This window comes from Commensalibacter communis (genome assembly GCF_947179015.1).
Taxonomy (GTDB): Bacteria; Pseudomonadota; Alphaproteobacteria; order Acetobacterales; family Acetobacteraceae; genus Commensalibacter; species Commensalibacter communis.
In genome coordinates this window covers 317,421-337,346 of sequence record NZ_CAMXCM010000002.1, presented here as the reverse complement: position 1 = coordinate 337,346, position 19,926 = coordinate 317,421, and the positions used below count along the sequence as shown (strand labels likewise).

The 19,926-nt window shown below is 36.9% G+C and carries 21 protein-coding genes and 1 tRNA gene; 12 read left to right on the top strand and 10 right to left on the bottom strand.

Annotation, left to right across the window (positions count from 1 at the left end; translation table 11 throughout):
• Nucleotides 1-10 precede the first annotated feature (10 nt).
• Nucleotides 11-538, bottom strand: coding sequence for a helix-turn-helix domain-containing protein (locus PQG54_RS06370; RefSeq protein WP_271789611.1), 528 nt, complete (start codon nucleotides 536-538; stop codon nucleotides 11-13).
• 484 nt (nucleotides 539-1,022) lie between these two features.
• Between PQG54_RS06370 and PQG54_RS06365 the strand changes: the two genes are divergently transcribed.
• Nucleotides 1,023-1,811: an NAD kinase gene (locus PQG54_RS06365; RefSeq protein WP_271789612.1), complete on the top strand. Its 789-nt coding sequence runs from the start codon at nucleotides 1,023-1,025 to the stop codon at nucleotides 1,809-1,811.
• 5 nt (nucleotides 1,812-1,816) lie between these two features.
• Here the strand turns inward: PQG54_RS06365 and PQG54_RS06360 are convergent, their stop codons facing one another.
• From PQG54_RS06360 to PQG54_RS06350, 3 genes are all read right to left on the bottom strand, one after another.
• Nucleotides 1,817-2,527, bottom strand: a complete 711-nt coding sequence (locus PQG54_RS06360; RefSeq protein WP_271789613.1) for a response regulator transcription factor — start codon at nucleotides 2,525-2,527, stop codon at nucleotides 1,817-1,819.
• A gap of 143 nt (nucleotides 2,528-2,670) precedes the next feature.
• On the bottom strand, nucleotides 2,671-3,102 hold the full coding sequence (locus tag PQG54_RS06355; protein WP_271789614.1) for a hypothetical protein: 432 nt from the start codon (nucleotides 3,100-3,102) through the stop codon (nucleotides 2,671-2,673).
• A gap of 34 nt (nucleotides 3,103-3,136) precedes the next feature.
• Complete coding sequence (locus tag PQG54_RS06350; protein ID WP_271789615.1) at nucleotides 3,137-3,418, bottom strand: hypothetical protein; 282 nt, start codon at nucleotides 3,416-3,418, stop codon at nucleotides 3,137-3,139.
• Nucleotides 3,419-3,782: 364 nt separating this feature from the next.
• Here PQG54_RS06350 and PQG54_RS06345 point away from each other — a divergent pair, with 364 nt between their 5' ends.
• The 4 genes from PQG54_RS06345 (at nucleotide 3,783) to PQG54_RS06330 (ending at nucleotide 7,636) form a co-directional block, all read left to right on the top strand.
• Entirely contained in the window at nucleotides 3,783-4,619 is an 837-nt protein-coding gene (locus PQG54_RS06345; protein ID WP_271789616.1) for an extracellular solute-binding protein, read from the top strand.
• Between the two features lie 354 nt (nucleotides 4,620-4,973).
• On the top strand, nucleotides 4,974-5,168 hold the full coding sequence (locus PQG54_RS06340; RefSeq protein WP_271789617.1) for a DUF1656 domain-containing protein: 195 nt from the start codon (nucleotides 4,974-4,976) through the stop codon (nucleotides 5,166-5,168).
• Nucleotides 5,169-5,204: 36 nt separating this feature from the next.
• Entirely contained in the window at nucleotides 5,205-6,116 is a 912-nt protein-coding gene (locus tag PQG54_RS06335; protein WP_271789618.1) for an efflux RND transporter periplasmic adaptor subunit, read from the top strand.
• A gap of 11 nt (nucleotides 6,117-6,127) precedes the next feature.
• Complete coding sequence (locus PQG54_RS06330) at nucleotides 6,128-7,636, top strand: efflux transporter outer membrane subunit (RefSeq protein WP_271789619.1); 1,509 nt, start codon at nucleotides 6,128-6,130, stop codon at nucleotides 7,634-7,636.
• 14 nt (nucleotides 7,637-7,650) lie between these two features.
• On the opposite strand, the gene PQG54_RS06325 is transcribed toward PQG54_RS06330, so the two are convergent.
• Complete coding sequence (locus PQG54_RS06325; protein WP_271789620.1) at nucleotides 7,651-7,866, bottom strand: hypothetical protein; 216 nt, start codon at nucleotides 7,864-7,866, stop codon at nucleotides 7,651-7,653.
• A 156-nt stretch (nucleotides 7,867-8,022) separates the two neighbouring features.
• Here PQG54_RS06325 and PQG54_RS06320 point away from each other — a divergent pair, with 156 nt between their 5' ends.
• The 6 genes from PQG54_RS06320 (at nucleotide 8,023) to PQG54_RS06295 (ending at nucleotide 12,592) form a co-directional block, all read left to right on the top strand.
• Nucleotides 8,023-8,541 carry a TerD family protein gene (locus PQG54_RS06320; RefSeq protein WP_271789621.1) on the top strand — a complete coding sequence of 173 codons (519 nt, stop codon included), beginning with the start codon at nucleotides 8,023-8,025 and terminating at the stop codon, nucleotides 8,539-8,541.
• 76 nt (nucleotides 8,542-8,617) lie between these two features.
• Entirely contained in the window at nucleotides 8,618-9,061 is a 444-nt protein-coding gene (locus PQG54_RS06315) for a tellurite resistance TerB family protein (protein ID WP_271789622.1), read from the top strand.
• A gap of 15 nt (nucleotides 9,062-9,076) precedes the next feature.
• Nucleotides 9,077-10,243: a TerD family protein gene (locus PQG54_RS06310; RefSeq protein WP_271789623.1), complete on the top strand. Its 1,167-nt coding sequence runs from the start codon at nucleotides 9,077-9,079 to the stop codon at nucleotides 10,241-10,243.
• A 36-nt stretch (nucleotides 10,244-10,279) separates the two neighbouring features.
• On the top strand, nucleotides 10,280-11,317 hold the full coding sequence (locus PQG54_RS06305) for a DUF475 domain-containing protein (RefSeq protein WP_271789624.1): 1,038 nt from the start codon (nucleotides 10,280-10,282) through the stop codon (nucleotides 11,315-11,317).
• Nucleotides 11,318-11,348: 31 nt separating this feature from the next.
• Nucleotides 11,349-11,924, top strand: coding sequence for a TerD family protein (locus PQG54_RS06300; RefSeq protein WP_271789625.1), 576 nt, complete (start codon nucleotides 11,349-11,351; stop codon nucleotides 11,922-11,924).
• Between the two features lie 92 nt (nucleotides 11,925-12,016).
• Nucleotides 12,017-12,592, top strand: coding sequence for a TerD family protein (locus PQG54_RS06295; RefSeq protein ID WP_271789626.1), 576 nt, complete (start codon nucleotides 12,017-12,019; stop codon nucleotides 12,590-12,592).
• Nucleotides 12,593-12,799: 207 nt separating this feature from the next.
• Here the strand turns inward: PQG54_RS06295 and PQG54_RS06290 are convergent, their stop codons facing one another.
• The 4 genes from PQG54_RS06290 to xseA form a co-directional block, all read right to left on the bottom strand.
• On the bottom strand, nucleotides 12,800-14,113 hold the full coding sequence (locus PQG54_RS06290; protein WP_271789627.1) for a RelA/SpoT domain-containing protein: 1,314 nt from the start codon (nucleotides 14,111-14,113) through the stop codon (nucleotides 12,800-12,802).
• A 130-nt stretch (nucleotides 14,114-14,243) separates the two neighbouring features.
• A tRNA-Leu gene (locus tag PQG54_RS06285) sits at nucleotides 14,244-14,329 on the bottom strand.
• Between the two features lie 145 nt (nucleotides 14,330-14,474).
• Nucleotides 14,475-14,936 carry a YcgN family cysteine cluster protein gene (locus PQG54_RS06280; protein ID WP_271789628.1) on the bottom strand — a complete coding sequence of 154 codons (462 nt, stop codon included), beginning with the start codon at nucleotides 14,934-14,936 and terminating at the stop codon, nucleotides 14,475-14,477.
• Between the two features lie 9 nt (nucleotides 14,937-14,945).
• Nucleotides 14,946-16,397, bottom strand: a complete 1,452-nt coding sequence (xseA, locus tag PQG54_RS06275) for an exodeoxyribonuclease VII large subunit (protein WP_271789629.1) — start codon at nucleotides 16,395-16,397, stop codon at nucleotides 14,946-14,948.
• Between the two features lie 56 nt (nucleotides 16,398-16,453).
• Between xseA and purD the strand changes: the two genes are divergently transcribed.
• Nucleotides 16,454-17,728: a phosphoribosylamine--glycine ligase gene (gene purD, locus PQG54_RS06270; RefSeq protein WP_271789630.1), complete on the top strand. Its 1,275-nt coding sequence runs from the start codon at nucleotides 16,454-16,456 to the stop codon at nucleotides 17,726-17,728.
• Nucleotides 17,729-18,408: 680 nt separating this feature from the next.
• Here the strand turns inward: purD and PQG54_RS06265 are convergent.
• Complete coding sequence (locus PQG54_RS06265) at nucleotides 18,409-19,827, bottom strand: NAD(P)H-dependent flavin oxidoreductase (protein ID WP_271789631.1); 1,419 nt, start codon at nucleotides 19,825-19,827, stop codon at nucleotides 18,409-18,411.
• Nucleotides 19,828-19,926 lie beyond the last annotated feature (99 nt).

The window sequence follows — 19,926 nt, the reverse complement described above, 5'->3', positions numbered from 1 at the left end:
TATTTCTGTTTTATTTGCTGCTTTCACTCATTGCGCAAATTAAATGCAGCAATTTTTGGCGAACTTCTGGATCTAGAATTGCGTAATAAGCTTTCAACAGGTTCATCGTTTCTTTACTGGTCATCAAATCAAAAATATCATCACTTACGGTCGCTAAAGATGCCTGTGCTATATTATCTTCATTCAACGCTGCATGAACATCTCGTGCTTGAACTGCAGAAGTGGTTTTTGAATTTGCTAAAGATACATTTTCCTCTATGTAAAAAGGGTTTAAATGTTCGTCAAAAAAGAAATTAATAGGCACTTGTAAAATTTCTGCGATATCAAAAAGTCTAGATGCGCCAACACGGTTACTTCCTTTTTCGTATTTTTGCACTTGTTGAAAAGAAAGTCCCAACGCCAATGCAAGCTTCTCTTGAGAGTATCCTAATAACCTTCTTCTTAAGCGAATACGGCTTCCTACTCTTTGATCTATACCAACTGATTCAGAATTATTCTCTTTTGAATCTATTTCCAAAGGTTTTTGATTGGTCGTCATAAAATACTTACTCTGTAAATGAAAAATATTACTAAAAAAATATTTTTTTATTAAAATTAAATATCAACCGCAACAATACCTAGCAGCATAAAAAAATAAATTCAAGTATAGGAATTGTTATTTAATGTAATAAATCGAAAAAAGATAAAATTCATACTTGTGTAAATTTTACTTACTTCTCAATACTAGAAAATTAAAACTATAAGTTGCATTTCTATTTAAAACGATACACATATATACTTATCACATATTATCAATTATACAATAGAGCGCAGTATAAAATAATGATTAAATATAAACTTTATCCAACAACAATCATATCATTTGTATTCTATTCTTTCAAAAAAAAGGACTAAATTAGTCTAATCATCTATGATTATTTTTAAATTCTAGTAAGATGAAATATATATATTTCGCAGAATCGTTTTTTCAATCTGTTCTTATATATAAATGTTTAAGTATACTCTAAATTATTGGGAATATTATGTGGCCACCAACGAATCCTCCACAAAAATTACATTTTGTTTCTATACCAAGCTCAAAAGCTACCCAATATAAAAAGAACCTTATTGATAAATATGGCAATTCTGACATCAATGAAGCTGAGGTTATCATCTGTATTGGTGGTGACGGGTTTATGTTGGAAACATTACATAACTATTTGAACTATCACATTCCAATTTACAGCATTAATTTTGGCTCTGTTGGTTTTTTAACGAATCCAAAGGTAACATTGGAAAAAGATCTACCTTCTATTTTACATCAAGCGCAACCTACATACCTTCATCCTTTATCAATGACTGCATATACTGCCGATGGTAAAACGCACACCGCCTTGGCGTTTAATGATATTTTTCTATATCGACAAACGAGACAAGCTGCAAAAATTCAAATTATCACGAATGATGAAATCAGACTATCAGAGCTGATCTGTGACGGTATTATTGTTTCAACACCAGCAGGATCAACAGCTTATAATCTATCAGCTCACGGCCCCATTGTTCCGCTTAATTCTGGATTGTTACCACTGACACCCATTTGCCCATTTCGCCCACGCAGATGGAAAGGCGCCCTATTACCATCTAGCACTTCTATTCAATTCTTAACGATTGAAGAGCAAAAGCGACCGATCGCAGCAGTAGCTGACTTTACTGAAATAAGAGATGTAACCAAAGTTTTTGTAAAAGAAAATAAAACAATCAAATCTGAAATTCTATTTAATCCAGGACATGAGTTATCAGAAAGAATCGTAACGGAGCAGTTTACAGCCTAACGCAATTATATTGCATGCTCGCGCTCTGTCGCAAGGGGGCTTGGTTGACGAAAAATATAACCTTGTCCCCACATCGTTGAAATCAAATCCCCAGCGCCAGCTTTTTGCAATTTTTTTCTTAACTTACATACAAAAACATCGATAATTTTCATGTCTGGCTCATCACTACTACCGGCATATAAATCATTTAAAATTGTGATTTTACTGATTAAAACATCTCGCCTTAATACTAACATCTCTAAGATAGCGTATTCTTTACCTGTTAGATTTACAGGTTTTCCATTTACAAACACCTCGCGTGTTTCTAAATTAATTTTTAATTGCCCAACTTGAATAACGCGATCTGCAATAACCTTATTAGATCGTCTCAAAACAGCCTTACACCGCGCCAATAATTCTGGCATTGCAAAAGGGATCATCACGTAATCATCTATACCAGCTTGGAATGCTTGTATTTTCATATCAACATCATCTTTTTTTGAAACAATAATAATTGGCAATTGCTCGTTAATTGACCTTAATAATTTGATCGTGGAGAAGAATTGTTTATCCAGCTGATCCAATTCGACAATAATCATATCATAATCATAGAACTGAGACGCTGATAATATTTGTGGATCATAGCCAACACGATCAATTGAGAATCCTGTCGCTTTCAACTCCTGATAAAACTCATGTTCAGAAAAAAACGTTTCACCCATAAGAAGAACATGCATAATATCTACTCCAGATAGTTCATAGTTATATAACTACCATAAGTTGAAAATAAAAAAAATTATAACTTAATATAAATAACAATAAAATATTATTGATGGTTAACTTCAAAACCACAGTCAACCATCAGTATTGTATGTAGTAATCAATTTCTTTTAAATATTTTTTTTATAAACTGCCAAAAAAAGCCACGCAAATAGCTGCCCAAAGGCCCACTTAGCGTACCAATTAACGCAGTAATAGCCAATGAATTTCGTAATTCCTTTAGATTGTAATTACGAATGATTTTTGCTTCGATTTCCTCTGTGCTGACCCTTTGTTTAAATGCACATAAAAATAACAACAGCATACAAACAATATCAAACACCAGAATAATCAATGCTGTTCCCAAAGCCCCTGTCTGCAAAATATTCCAGCACAACGCAGCTAAAACAGCATGAATTGAAATCAAAGTAAATAAACCAAAAAGAGCACCAACCAAGCATAAAACAACTTGCTTGGTAATTCTGACTGACTTTTTCTTAAGAAGCATAACCTCAGCATCAACTGCGGCCTTACCATACTCAGCAATCTTCATGAGTTTTTAAATCACTTTCTATATTATGATAAAATTAACGAATAACTCTACCTAATAAATACCCAATGACGATAGATAGAACAATAGCAATTAAAGGTTTAGATTGCACTTTATCAGAAACCTGTTTCATTTGATGATCGGTTATTTCTTTTGTATTATGAACAACCTGATCCGCTTTATCCGCAGCTTGCACGATTGCTGGCGTTACGCGATCGTTTAACAAATCTTCGACTTGTTTTTTTAAAGATACGATTTCATCTTGGGCATTTTTTTGAAGTTCTGCAGCCTTTTTCTTATCTTTTTTTCTAAAAAACATTTCCGTTTTCCTTAATAAAATTGTTTCCAGCCAAAGTTAATCACTCAATTTACAATATATTAACCCTCTAATATAAAATATCATATATTTAAAATACAATTATTTATACATAAAAAATAAATGTTCTTTTAATTTTTAATAACTATTATTTTACCCAGAGAATAATTATGTTGCTTTTTAACATATAAACTATTTTACATCTTAAACTAAACAATTTATAGTAAAATAAGTTACTTTAATGCAATGTTTAATAATTTATATGTATTCACCTAAATTTATCTTCTTATTTTTTTTATTTTCAATAATTTCAATACCGCCCTTCTGCTTTGCCCATCCTAAAGAGAACAAAATAAATATTGGTATATTGAACGGCTATCAACTTTATTTAAAGAAATATTCACAAAAATACCGTATAATAACATGGGATGGCCATCTTTCTACGCTACAAAAAGCCCTATCTCAAAATAAAAGCCCCGTTGATATTTTATTATTAAACGAAAAAATAGCTGAACAAGCATGCAATCTTGGCTTACTGATTGCGTTTCCTGAGGATTTACTGTCATCAAATGACAAACAATGTAATTTTCAAACGATTACAGATCACATTACATTGGCATGGGACACTGACAAAGTTCATTTTAACCCCACTTGGAAAGATTTCTGGAATATTACACAATACCCAGGAAAAAGAGGATTACAAAAAGATGCATTTAGCGCATTATCAATTGCATTACTTGCTGACGATGTTCCTTTTGATGAAGTAACAGAGGTTTTATCTACACCTGCTGGAATCTTACGGGCTTTTAAAAAGCTAAACCAACTTCGGCCTTATATTGTTTGGTGGACAACACCTAATGAAGCCAATTTTTTATTACATAAAAATCAAGTGTTAATGACAAGTGGCTCGATCCTCAGTATCAGTGCATTTCAAAAACAATATCCATTATCACATTTCCAATACCAATATAAAAACACAATTGAAAACCCAATTGTGTTTAGTATTCCTGCAACCATTCCCACACAACGAATCAAGTTAATTAACTCTTTGTTACAACATCCCTCTTTTCTTTCTTTTCCATCCGCTGATCCCAAACAAATAATGCAAGAAACAATCGTCAAAGAAGAAACCAATTCTTTTCAACAACCAACCGTTTCCTTAGATGACATTTTTGATGAGTGGCTAGTTTTAACCAAACAATAAACAAATTATGAACAAAATATTGAAAACTTCTTGACTGCAATCACACAAAGACTTATTCGCATTAAGTATATTTAAATAACGGAACATATATCTGTTACCAAAAATTTCGAAAATAGATATATATTAAAATGACTCGATGATGCTTCTTTTTGATCTTATATACATAATAAAACAAAGCTTTTTTTTATCTTTACTGAAAAAGATGAAAATAATATATAAATTATTGTGTATATTTTCTTTTAATATACACTTATTTTACTTTCTCCTCGTATTTAGCATAAATAGATTGTCTCTATTTTTTCTGTCTATTTACACTTTGAAAACTGATAACAATACCCTGTTAGTTACAATAAAATGATCGCGGAATTTAATTTTTTTGGCATCTTTATTGCCCCCTTTGTTGTATATACATTACTTGCCTTGATCGTTACGACGATTATACGTTCTATTTTATGGCGAACAGGATTAATAAAAATGTTTTGGCACCTTGCTTTGTTTGAAGTAGCCTTATATTTTTGTGTTTTATGTTTACTTATTCTTTACCTATAACCCCCTTTATTTCCACATAAGTTTTGACCCTGCACCATGTTCTCTCTTAGCAATATTATTCGTATTAGTTTAACACTCATTGTTGTTATCGTTGCCATTATTCTGGGGGTAACGTTATGGGATACCTATATGATCGCGCCGTGGACGCGCGATGGTAGAGTTCGCGTTTACGTCGTTAAAATTGCCCCCGAAGTTTCCGGAACTGTGGTGCAAATTCCTGTCAAAGACAATCAATATGTTCGTAAGGGCGAACCTTTATTTATTATTGATCCTGCACGGTTCAGAATTGCTATTCAACAAGCCCAAGCAAGTTTAGAAAATGCTGAAGCCAATTTGACACTACAGCGTCGTAATGCCCTGCGCCGAAAGGGATTAGAGGGCATTGTATCTACGGAAGAAAAAGAAGATTATAACACCAAAGTTGCCACCGCTCAGGCCAGCGTCGATAGTGCCAAAGCAGCACTAGACGAAGCTAAATTGAATATGCAACGATCCATTTTATATTCTCCTGTTAATGGTTATGTAACTAACCTGAACTTACGTGTTGGGGATTATGTCAGCACGGGGCAATCTTATTTATCCGTTATCGATGCTGACTCCTTTTGGGTGTATGGATATTTCGAAGAAACAAAAATGTGGGGTATTCATGTTGGCGATGTCGCGCGCATTAAATTAATGGGATACAAACAAATATTACCTGGACACGTCGTGAGTATTGCACGGGGTATTAATGATGCCAATGCGGACGCAGATGCATTTGGATTACAAAATGTTAATCCTATCTTTACTTGGGTCAGACTAGCCCAACGTATCCCCGTTCGAATCCATATTGACCACGTTCCTGACACCATCCATCTATCTGCTGGGATGACAGCAACTGTCAGTATTGGCCCAGAAACCAAAGGGCGCAGAGGTCTCTTGGCTTCATGGCTGCAAAACCACCTATAAGGAACAATTTCATGTATAAACATTTTCTTCGTTATACAACACCGATTGTTCTGCTATGCGGATTAGCATCCTGTACCGTCGGTCCTGATTTCCATCGAGATCATATGAAAATACCAGATCAATGGACAGAGAAAGTTTGGAAAAAACCTGCCACTGCCGAGCAAATCGCTCAAGCCACCAATGATATGAAACGCTGGTGGGAACAGTTTAATGATCCGTTGTTAAATCACTTAGTTGAAGAAGCCATTAACAACAATTATGACCTCAAAGTAGCTGGTCAGCGTATCCTATCCGCACAAGCGTTAAGAGATAAAAATGCATCTAATTGGTACCCTCAATTAGATGGCTCCGCAGGATATGGATATCAAACCACGTCTTATACAACGTCACAAACCATTGCACAGAATGGAAATGCAAATAATGCTGCTATTCGTCGTTATGGCGCAACGCTCAGTTGGCAAATTGATGCGTTTGGTCAAATTCGGCGCATGGTTCAATCTCAAGAAGAAGCTGTTAAATATTCTATTGAAGAACGACGTTCTGTATTGCTGACCATGTTATCGCAATTGGCCAATAACTATGTGACATTACGAAATATGCAGCTGCGTCTCAGAATTGCTGATGAAAACGTTGCGATTGCTCAGTATGTTTTTAACTTAACTCAAAAGCAATATTTAGAAGGCACAGGCACAACCCTTAGCACTGCACAAGCGCAAGCAGAATTGGAAACGCAACGCGCAGCAAGAGAGCCAATTAAAACAAATATTACACAAATTACTCATGCAATCGACGTCCTTATTGGTCAAGTGCCAGGCACCACCGAAAATTTGTTAAAAGAAGAAAAACCACAACCTGATTTACCAGCATATCCCCCTTCTATTCCTTCTATCGCACTGGCCAATCGACCTGATGTGCGAATGGCAGAACGCCAATATGCCATGGCAACCGCAAATATTGGCATTGCCGTCGCCGAGCTATATCCTCAATTCACAATTGATCTCAGCGCGATGCCAACAACTTCTTTTACAAGCCAAATGGCCAATATTGCCAGCTTGGTATCCAGCAGCTTTATCAATATGTCTATTCCTGGATTACATGGTGGTCGTCTAAGCGCACAAGTCAAAGGTGCAGAAGCCGATGCCGAGGCAGCTCGACTACAATATCGCCAAACTATTCTGAATGCGTTGAAAGAAATAGAAGACATTATTGCTGCTTGGGGAGACGACGCCGAGCATGTTGAACTGTTACATAAATCAAAACTCAGCAGCCAATTGGCGTTACAGCGCGCACAAAAACTCTATAAAGCTGGATTAACGGGATATTTAGATGTTCTGACCGCACAAAGAACAGCAACCACAGCAAATAATGCGGAGGCTGTTGCTATTTTAGATCGTTTTCAGGATGCGGTTAATTTGTTCACAGCCTTGGGCGCAGGATGGCAAGGAGTCGATATTACCAAAACCGAACTTCCTGTGACCTTGGAACAGCAAAATATTTGGGCCAAGGCAATGAAACAATAAACCGTAGTAAACGATTAATCATTTTCACGACCCATCACTGCAATGCGATAGCTCGACCAAACAATTAAGATAATTCCTATAACCATAAGGATCGTAGGAATTACCAGAGAGTATCCTGCGACATATATATGCATCACTATATAAACAAGATCAGTAAAAGCTAAAATAATACCGACTATCCATGCAGTAACGGCATGGGTTAAATTTTTTAATAAAAAGTAATCTTCCATTTAAATCTCTTTCAATTTGTATTATTAATACACCCTAAACATTCGAAAATAAATAAAATATCATTGAATTACTTGGAATTAGTCGACTGCGAGTGCCGATATAGCCTATTTGAACCATCTATTATTAACAAGAGTTACCTCTTGAAAGGGTTATAAATGATAATCAAAGGACAACGATTTGATTTATTGAACCGCAAACAAGTTGTTGACTTAGAAGTTGAAAAGCCTGAAAATATTCCTGAAGGCACTCTACAAATCATGGTTATCCCATTTGAATCTTCCAATAAAGTTCCGAAAAACTGGACGCCAACAGATACGATCGCAGGTATATCCATTACAAAACTTGCAGTCGATCGTTTTAGAATAATTGTAGATATGGCCGCTATCCCTTGTTTTATTCATACGTTAACCACGATCATTCATGCGGAAAAAACAGGTATGATGAGGGTCAATATCCAAAATGTCGGAAATATTTTTTTTCGTGTTAATAATGCGTTATTTGACTTAAAAGAGTACACCAATGGCAGAGCCATTGTTGCATTTTCTATATATCGGCGTGATTTAACATGGCGGTTTCGTGCAATAGGTGAAACCTATCAAAATGGCTTAGAAGATATATACCAACAATATGATATTCCTGTTCATTTAGCACCTCATCAACGCAAAAACATATGAAAAAAAATATATATTTATCTTTTAAAAATGAATAATATTTATTATTATATCGTAAAATTAGTTAAGGAGAATAATAATGGGATTTTTTGACGACTTTAAAAACCGCCTTTCAGGATTAACAGAAGAATTTAAAAAATTTAAAAATAAAGATATTTTAAATTCAGTCATGGCCGCATGTGCTTATATTGCTGCTGCAGACGGTCATATTGACCCAGAAGAAAAACGCAAGATGATTGGCCTAGTTAAGAACAGTCCCCTCATCAGCGTTTATGGTGCAGATAATGCCATCAAAGTCTTTACTGAACATGCAGACCGTTTTGACTTTGACTTTGAAATTGGAAAAACAGAGGCATTACGTATCATCAGCAAACATCGTGGAAATAGTGAAATTGCCCGTCTGATTATTCGTGCCGCAATCATGATTGGCAATTCTGATGGTAATTTTGATAATAACGAAAAAACAGCCGTCAGAACCATTATTAATGAATTAGGCGAGAACCCTTCTGACTTCGACCTGTGAAAGGAAGAAACGATCATGCAACTATCTCGTGGTCAAAAACTACCGGTCAGAGAGTTGATCCCAAACGGTTCAGTTTTTATTACAATTGACTATTATCCAACAGATATAGATATTGCTGCGTTTAGTTTAGATAAAGACCGCAAGATTAAAGATGATCGTTATACGATTCTATTTAGTAATCAACAAAGTCCCGATAACAGCATTACGCTTAACCTGCAAACGGGCAAAGCGATCTTTACAATTGATATTGATCGTTTACCCACCACAATAGAGCGCATTATTTTTACAGCTACGCATGATATTCATGCTATTGGTAAGGCAAAAAAGCTGGATGTATCTGTGGGGCAACAAGCGGCAATTTATAATGCCAAAGAGGGTTTAACCACAGAAAAAGCAGTCATGATGATTGAATTATATCGATATCATGATACTTGGCGACTAGGTGCAATTGGACAAGGTTTTGATGGTGGGCTTGCAGCGTTAATCACTCATTTTGGTGGGGAAATTGCTTCTCCTACATCAACCTCTACATCGCCACCCTCGCCTTCTTCATCACCTACGCCACCGGGTTTGAATCTGAACAAGATTACCTTAGAGCAAAAGCAATCAATCAGTTTAACCAAAACAACCCCTACATTCGGAGAGATAAAGGTCAACTTAAATTGGTCACGAGGATCCTCTGCAAGAAAAGGTTTCTTTGGCAAGATTAGCTCTAATAAAGCTATTGACTTAGATCTTGGTTGTTTATATGTCTTGAAAAATGGTGAAAAAAGCGTTGTTCAAGCGTTGGGAAAACGTTTTGGTGATCTCAACAAAAAGCCTTATATCAAACTCTTAGGAGATGATAGAACGGGCGATATTGATTCTGGCGAAACCTTGCTGATAAATGGCAAATTCTTCGACGAAATTGAAAGAATAGCAATTTTTGCCTATATTTATGATGGTGTTCCCAACTGGAATGAAACGAACGGTGTCGTTACCCTAACTGTTCCCGATCAACCTCCTTTAGAAGTAAGAATGACCGAGGGGCATAACAATAGAACCATGTGTGGCATCGCATTAATTGATAACGTTAACGGGCAGATGAAAGTGAGCCGATTGGTGGAATACTTTAAAGATCATGAAGAATTCGCCAATAGTGTTCATATTTTCCTGAAATGGGTTGGCGCCCGCAAAGACTAATATTTTCTATCAATATTTAATAGTGGATTATTATTTATGAAATATTTTAAAGGCTCTTTTGTCTTTACAATTATTTGCCTTGGCTTAGCTGCCGCGCTTGGTTTTAATGCAACTGGCACAGTAACAGGCGCATTATCGACTGTCTTTATTTGTGCAATTTTAGGTGTGTTGGAAGTCTCCTTGTCTTTTGATAATGCTGTTGTAAATGCAACCGTTTTAAAAGACATGGATCCTTTGTGGCAGCGCCGCTTCTTAACATGGGGGATTTTAATTGCAGTCTTTGGAATGAGACTGGTTTTCCCGTTATTAATTGTCGGCATTGCTGCTCATCTTGACCCTATTTCTGCACTTGACCTGGCGATTAAACATCCAGATCAATATGCACAAATTTTATCAGGTGCTCATGTTGGAATTATGGGATTTGGTGGCTCATTCCTTGCATTAGTTGGATTAAAATTCTTTTTTGATGCCGAAAAAGATGTACATTGGATCTCTGTCATTGAAACGCAACTTGCTAAATTCTCTAAGCTAGAAGCCATTGAGATTGTTATTGTTCTATTAGCTCTATTTGGAATTTCTAAATTCTTAACTACCTCAGAAGCATTGACCTTTATTATTGCGGGTATTTTCGGGATTATTACCTTTATTGCTGTTGAAGCCATTGGCACATTACTAGATTCAGAAGATGCATCTACCACCGTTGCCAAAGCTGGCTTAGGTGCTTTTCTATATCTTGAAGTATTAGACGCTTCATTCAGCTTTGACGGCGTTATTGGTGCGTTTGCATTATCCACCAACTTATTCGTCATTGCACTAGGCTTAGGAATTGGCGCAATGTTTGTTCGTTCCTTAACGGTGATGTTGGTTGAACTGGATACACTTTCCAGTTATCGCTTCCTTGAGCATGGTGCGTTTTGGGCAATTCTTGCCTTATCAGGATTAATGTTCGTGAGTGTATGTAAAGAAGTCCCAGAAGTCGTGACTGGATTAATTGGTGCGGCCTTTATCCTGCTAGCGCTTTATTCCTCAATACGATGGAATAAAAAACATCCAGAACAGGCATCACAAGATTAAATTGACTTGCAATAACTAAGGAGATTTATTTATGGCTATTACATTACAAAAAGGTGCTAATTTAAGCCTTACCAAAACCGATGCGACACTTGACTTGGCTCTGATTGGGCTTGGTTGGGATGCACGAGTTTCAGACGGCAAAGCATTTGATTTAGATGCTTCTGCGTTTTTATTAACGGCTAATGGTCGTGTTCGTAGTGATGATGATTTTTGTTTTTATAATCAAAAAAATATCGCTAACAGTGCTGTAGAACACCAAGGCGATAATCTTACTGGCGAAGGCGATGGGGATGATGAACAAATAAAAATTACCCTATCAAAATTACCTGCTGATATTGAAAAAGTTGCTATTGTCGTGACTATTCATGAATTCCAAGAACGTAAACAAAATTTTGGCATGATCTCCAATGCTTATGTACGCCTTGTAAATGACAAATCTGGTGCTGAAATTGTTCGTTTTGACCTTTCAGAAGATGCATCCACAGAAACAGCAATGATCTTTGCCGAAATCTATCGCAAAGACGGTGGATGGTCATTCAGAGCTGTTGGTCAAGGGTATAATGGCGGTTTAGGGCCATTGGCACGTAATTATGGCGTTAATGTTTAGTTTTTTTTTTTTTTTTTTTTAGTGAAATAAAACCATAAATAAAACATAATTGTTAAAATATAATCTATTATATTTTACGAAAGGACATATAGATGGCTATTTCATTACAAAAAGGTGGAAATATCAGCTTAACAAAAACTGATGCGTCTCTGGAGTTCGCATTGGTTGGGTTAGGATGGGACACCAGAACAACAGATGGCAAAGCATTTGATCTGGATGCTTCTGCATTTTTATTAGATAAAAATGGTCATGTTCGCAATGATTCAGACTTTTGTTTTTATGGTCAGCTGAAAGTTGCTAATGGTGCCGTAGAACACCAAGGCGATAATTTAACAGGCGAAGGCGATGGGGATGATGAGCAAATCAGAATTACCCTTTCCAAAGTGCCTGCTGAAATTGAAAAGATCGCGATTGTTGTGACTATTTATGATTTTGAAGCACGGAAACAAAATTTTGGTATGGTTTCCAACGCGTTCGTTCGCCTTGTGAATGCACAATCTAAAACAGAGATCGTTCGTTTTGACCTTTCCGAAGATGCCTCTACGGAAACAGCAATGATCTTTGCGGAAGTTTATCGCAAAGATGGCGGATGGTCATTCAAAGCCATCGGTCAAGGCTATAGCGGTGGTCTAGGTGCTGTTGCCACTAATTTTGGTGTTAATATTTAATATATTGCTGCTATTATTTATCAAGAAAGCCTTATATTTTATATAAGGCTTTTTTTATTTTTGCCGTGATTCATTGTATGAATACTCTACAATATTCAACGCATTTCTTTATCTAAATTAAATATCCGTCATTCTTCATAAATTACATTAAATTGAAATGATCTAATAGTTAGTGATATATTTATTTTTATATTAAGTAAGACCAAGCTATAATTTTTTTGGCAGCTCTAATTGACCAGAACGCGCCCATTCCATTGCCTTTTTAGAGTCTGCATCATCTAATTTTTCTAAGATATCAAGTTCTGTTGCTACGCCATCAATTAAATCAGATAAACCATGAATAAAATAACTATGAATATATTCATCCGCTGTGATGATCCAACCCACAATAAATGAAAGAAAAGGTGGATATCCTAACCCTACTAACATCTCAGCTTTATCAGCTAAATCGTCACCTTGAACATTACGATAATGTGCTAAACAACGTATATAACGTTGTAATAAAAGTTTCTTTATTAATATTTTCCTTAACTCATCTTTAGCTTCTTCTTTATTATCGACATCTCTATACATCGTATATTCATAATATATTTCAAACTCTTCGATATTTCTTTCAAATATAAGATCTAATATTTGATCAGAAATAGGAAATCTAAAAATATCCCAATCTAGTTTTTTATATAATAACGCATTGAGTTTTTCTGGAGTATTCAATGAAATTATATTTAAAAACATAAATAAAAAGTCAACACCCTCCATTGAAGGCTCGACACTCTCATCAAGGTTATATAAATTTCCCAACCACCCCTGAAGAAAAGTTGCCAATTCATATTGATTAGTAAAAGGGTGCTCTTGATGAGTAACACGATTTTGAAAAGCTGACTGCAACTGCCTCAACAAAACCTCGCCCGTTAAAACCAACCCATTTAACCCATCTAATATCGATAATTCTTGGTCAGAAAGCGCTCCACTTGATGGCTTATAGGCTAAGTCATGATTCACTTCTGACCAAGCATGCATTAAGATTGATGCAACTTGTATTTCTACAATATGATTAAGAAAGTGTTTATTCTTATCTTCTAATGTTTCTGGATTAAGCATAATTCTGTAATGGTTGGCATGATAACCATTAAATATATTTCTTGTTTTATCCTGTATATTATCAGTCTCAGATTTAGGAAATAATCTTTCCTCAATAACAATAAAAACATCTTTCAATAAATTATCTATCAACTCGCGATCTTTTGGAAAATATAACGCAATCCGAACACCTGCAAGATCAACGATATCCTCACGAATATCTTGTTCACTTTGATACTTTTTTGTTTTGTGTCTTTGATAAATTTTCTCTTTTAAACTTTTGGCTTTCTTGGCACGAAACGTAACAATCGCTCTGATACCGCGCTCCTGAAGCATTTTTTCACATTGATCTGATACTAATTTCGCAAGGTTGTGGTAACCATCATATGCCCACTTATAATGTTCAAGGAAAGTTTCAAGAATCATATTTTCTTGCGCCATCAACAACCCCAATTCGTATCTATATTATTTTTATAATGAAATATAAGCAGAAAAACAGCAAATAAAAACGACCTGATCGTTTACTGTATTTTTAATTTTTAAAGGGGAAATATTTTAAAACAAACATCAATGGTGCGAACTGTGGGACTTGAACCCACACGTCCAATTGGACACAAGATTTTAAGTCTTGAGCGTCTACCATTCCGCCAAGCTCGCCTCTTGATGTTTGTGACATATTAATAGCATGAAGATTGAAAACGTCAAATAAATAATAACAAAATTCTTATTTTTTTTTGTAAAAATTAAAAAACTTAAATTTTTCAATATTTAAATCATTACCAACGACAATCATTTATAAATTTTACGATTCCTCGGCAGGCCAATCCACAATATAATCCTCTAAATCTCCTGCATCACGCTCGCTGATAACCCGTCCCTTGACGGAAATCCCTGCTTGATAAACAGTATCAAAACTGCCAGAGCGTAAATAGTGCCATTCTGGTAGGTTTTTTCCTTCTGATACTAAACGATAAGCACAAGTGGGTGGTAACCAATCAATTTCCGCCACCATTTCTTTGGTTAATTGAATACAATCAGGAACACGTTTTAACCTGCGACAATAATCCGAACATTGCCCCGTCTGAGCATCTAATAATCGACAAGCAACATTGGTATAGGCAATTTCGTTGGTATCTTCATCACGTAATTTGTTTAGACAGCACCGACCACAACGATCACATAGAGCCTCCCATTGAGCTTCATCCATTTGCTCAAGCGTCAGTATTTCCCAATAATTGTCGTTATTTTGTTGATCTTTAACCATCTATTCTCTTTACAAATCCAAAGTTTCTTGTCGTTGATCTTGTTCTTTTACCACTCGAACCATACGTTCACCATCATAAAAAGTCAGATTTAATTCTGCACCAGCACGCAGTCCTTTGGCTTGAGTCACCGTGTGACCCTGTTTATCCTTAACAAACACATAACCACGTGACAACACAGCTTTAGGAGACAATGATTCTAAACGAGAAGCCAATGATTCTAATTGTATTTTCTTTTCTCTATAGGTTGATTTTAATAATGATGACGGCAATGGTGGCAATGCTGCCTTTTGCTGTTGCCCATAATGACGCCAAGAAGAAGTCATTTGCACTTTGTGCACGTTTACTGTGGATTTCAGTCGACTTAATAATCCAAACACATATTGATCGACAGGTTTAATTGCTGCCAGCTGATGTCGTCTTTTCATGACCAAAGAAGGCAAAGACAAATCCAACCGATAAGAACGATCATCGAGTCTCATACGACTTTGTGCAAGCAAACTTGGAATATCTGGTAATTTAGAAATGGCGCGATCTAATCGTAATCGATAGGCTTGATTGGTGTGAATTAATGCTTTGCTGAGCCGTGTCGTGTATTGCATTAGTCCTGCGATCATATCCGCCTTGGATGGCACTGCCATTTCAGCCGCAGCCGTTGGTGTTGGCGCTCTGCGATCCGACGCAAAATCAATCAGGGTTGTATCTGTTTCATGCCCAACAGCCGAAATTAACGGGATTTGCGAATTGGCTGCAGCTCTAACCACACGCTCATCGTTAAAAGCCATTAAATCTTCTAATGACCCACCGCCTCTCGCTACAATCAAAATATCAGGGCGAGGCAGTTTCGTATCATCGGAGAATTGATTAAACCCCTCAATCGCTCGAACAATTTGCTCTACAGCCCCATCCCCTTGCACTGCAACAGGCCAAATCAGGATGTCTCTTGGGAAACGGCGAGCAATTGTTGTTTTAATATCATGTAACACTGCCCCCTTCGGTGAAGTAATCACCCCAATCGTTTGAGGCAATAAAGGGATGGGACGTTTTCTTTCCTGTGCGAAAAGTCCTTCTTCCTCTAGCTTTTTGCGCAGTTTCTCGATTCGGGCAAGCATTGCGCCCTCACCCGCATAATCAACATGATCGACAATCAACTGATAGGATGAACGCTCTCCATAAGAAGAGATTTTACCTGTGGCAACGATCTCAATCCCATTTTCCAGCTGCATCTTTAATTTTGCAGCCATAAAACGCCAAATAATCGCTGTTAGTTTCCCTTGTTCATCTTTCAAGGAAAAATAAATATGACCAGACGGATATTTCTTTAACTCAGTAATTTCCCCACGCACTTTTACACGTGAAAAATTCCCTTCTAAAATCCGTTTAATCGCTGTAGAGATATCCCCTACGGTAAATTCTGGTATATTATCCGTCATCAAATCAGAAAGTTGGTCATTCATAGACATAAAATATGATAAACCTTACGCAAGTAAAAGACATAGAAATAAGGAAGGAAATCACAATGCGAGTTTTACTGGTCGGTTCAGGAGGAAGAGAACACGCCATTGCTATGGCACTTGCCCGTTCCCCGAAACTTACCGAGCTATTTATCGCACCAGGAAACCCAGGCACTGCTCAATATGGTAAAAATATTGACATCAAAGTTGATAATATCACCGATCTTGTAAAATTTGCACAAGAAAATCATATTGACCTTGTAATCCCTGGTCCTGAACTTCCTTTGGTTAAAGGATTGACCGATGCTTGTAATGCTGTGGATATTCCATGTGCTGGTCCAACACAAGAAGCCGCGCAACTGGAAGGCAGCAAAAGCTTTACCAAAATCGTTTGTGATGCTGCGAATATTCCAACCGCTCAATGGCAAGAATTTACTGAAATCGCTCCCGCAATTGAGTATCTGAAAACACAATCTTTTCCGATTGTGATTAAAGCAGATGGATTGGCTGCGGGGAAAGGCGTGATTATTGCTGCTGACTTCACAGAAGCAGAACAAACCATCAAAGATATGTTAGCAGGCTCGGCTTTTGGACAGGCTGGACATAAAGTCGTTATTGAAGAATTTCTAACGGGTGAAGAAGTTTCTTTATTTGCTTTTTGTGACGGAGAGAACGCTGTTCTTATTGGTGCTGCACAAGATCATAAACGTATAGGTGACGGCGATACTGGACCAAATACAGGAGGAATGGGTGCGGTTTCCCCACCTCCTTTCTTTGACAAAGCAGCTCAAGAGCATGCTTTGGATTTGACCGTTCGTCCGATGCTCATAGAAATGAGTAACAGAGGAACACCATTCCGTGGTGTAATTTTTGCTGGGTTGATGTTAACCTCGAAAGGTCCTGCATTAATTGAGTATAATACACGTTTTGGAGATCCTGAAGCTGAAGTTCTCTTACCACGCTTACAATCTGATTTATTAGAAATTTTGTTTAACCTGAGCCAGGGGAAGTTATCCCAATCAGAAATCAAATTCTCGGATCAAGCTGGTATTTGTATTATCATGGCAGCCAAAGGTTATCCTGGCACCCCAACAACGGGTGGTGTGATTTCAAATGTCGAAGCTGCGGAAGACTTGCCTAATGTCAAAGTTTTCCACGCAGGCACAGCGATGAACCAAAATCAAGAGCTTTGTGCATCTGGTGGACGCGTGCTTTGCGTATCCGTATTGCATGATGATTTAGAAAAAGCACAAGAAATCGCCTATCAAGCTGTTCATAAAATCGTATGGAAAGACGGCATTTGGCGCAATGATATCGGTAATCGTGCGTTAAGAAAGTAATCTTTGTTTATCTTGTCTATAAGCTAACTATCTAGTTTATAGACAAGATTATAGCTGCTGATTGTAAAAACCTAAGTTGATAGATTGTCTATGAATAATAGCAAATTTTAAATATGTTCTCAATTCTGCGGGTTGGCCCAATAACCGACCACAAGACCGATCACCTATTTCTGAATATCAATAGCAACAAGGTTTGTACAAGACCTCTAATTTCCAGATATTCTTAAGAAATTCAAAAGTCATTATATTCGGCATAAACACCTAAAGTCGGTTAGTTCACCAGAATATGTATCGTCCTCGATCAAATTAAAGAAAGCACTTAAATCGTCTTCTAAATATGCAGCATAGATCTTAGCTTTATCTATTACTCTTCCATTCATATCTAATAGATAAATGTTCGCCACATATATCGATAGTTCTTCATCAGTTACAAATAACACATAATCAGAATGAATTTGAACGCATTTGTATAAAATTTTTCCGTCAACTTTATATCTCGTGCATCGCCCATTTACTAAAATTCGGCTTTTACTATTAAATGATCCATTCCACTTAAATATTGACTGTAATATAAAAGGGCTATCCGTAATAAATTTCATTCTACTTTAGTAATTAATAGATATTCATGCTATCAAACAATAAAAAAACCCTCTAACTTATTAGAGGGTTTTTTGAAAAAATTAATATCCCGTTAAAATACGATCAACCAACTCTTTGACCGTTGGGGTAAACCCATTGGCATAAAATGGATCAGCATTAAAACGCCATCCTTGAGTACCACTAAACATCAAATTATGGTCAACAACCTCTTGGGCATGTTCACCAGAAGCATGTGCGATATCTTGCAATGTTCTTTGAATACAAAATGATCGAGGATCAGGACGGTTCCCCGTTGTGTATTCTGGACCATGTTGTGACCAATTGGAAAAACGGCACATAGATAAACAACCCATACAATCCGCTTGATCTTTTAAGATCGATTTTGCCTGTTCAGGTGTGACAAATACATAAGTATTATCAGGGGTTAACATCATTTGAGTAAACCCTTGTTGCTCCCACCCAGCAATTTGTTCGCGATCTTGAGAAGTGACGTAAATAACGCGCCCTCTTGCACCATATTCATATGGCACGGTCATGTCGCCCTCAGGTTCTTTTGCAAACGTGACCTGACGCTCTGAACGTGCTTTTAAATCTAGCAAAAAGCTGTTTTTTACCGCAGAAGAATAAAAACCAGTAGGTGAAAACTGATTAAGATAGATATCTCCTTCCTTCAGCGTTCTCAACCGATCTTTCCAAGCTTGTGGAATCGGGCTTTCCTTGGTCAATAAAGGACGAGTTCCAAATTGAAATGCAATCGGTCCTAAATCAGAATTATCGAGCCAATCCTCCCACTCAGATAACCACCAAACACTGCCTGCCATGATAATCGGGATGTTATCCAACCCATATTGGCGCATTACCTTGCGAAGCTCTAACACCCGAGGGAACGGATCTTGTGGCTCTAATGGGTTTTCACTATTGGACAATCCATTATGACCACCCGCACGCCAAGGATCTTCGTAAACAACACCACCTAACCATTCAGGATGTTTTTTGTAGGCACGACGCCACAACGCATTAAACGCACGTCCAGAAGAAATAATTGGATAATAGTATACACCATTTTTAGAGGCAAGTTCAGACAATCTAAACGGCATTCCTGCACCACAAGTTACGCCGGTTATTGTTCCTTTAGCTTGCTCCAATACTGCGGAAATAACCGTTTCACATCCACCCATCTCCCACATGACGTTTGCATGGATAGGCGCATTAGGGCCAGCAATTTCTCGCGCAATTCTTGCTTGATTAATCCCGCCAGAAATTGCGTATTTAATCAGTTCTTCATGGCGTTCACGGCGCGTTTTAGCGTGATAAATTTGAGGGATTATATTCCCCTTATCATCATAGCTATCTGCATTTACAACTGAAATAGTACCAACACCACCAGCAGCAGACCAATATCCAGCAGAAACCCCTGTAGATACTGCAACCCCTTTGCCCCCTTCAATCAGTGGCAAAATTTCTTTACCGCCCATAAGGATTGGATTAACTGCCTTCATTACTACTCCAGCTCAACATACAATTATCGAAAACAAACACTTAAATAAAGTCTTTTACTCATATTATTATTTTTTTCCAGTGAAAAAAGAAAAAACTTT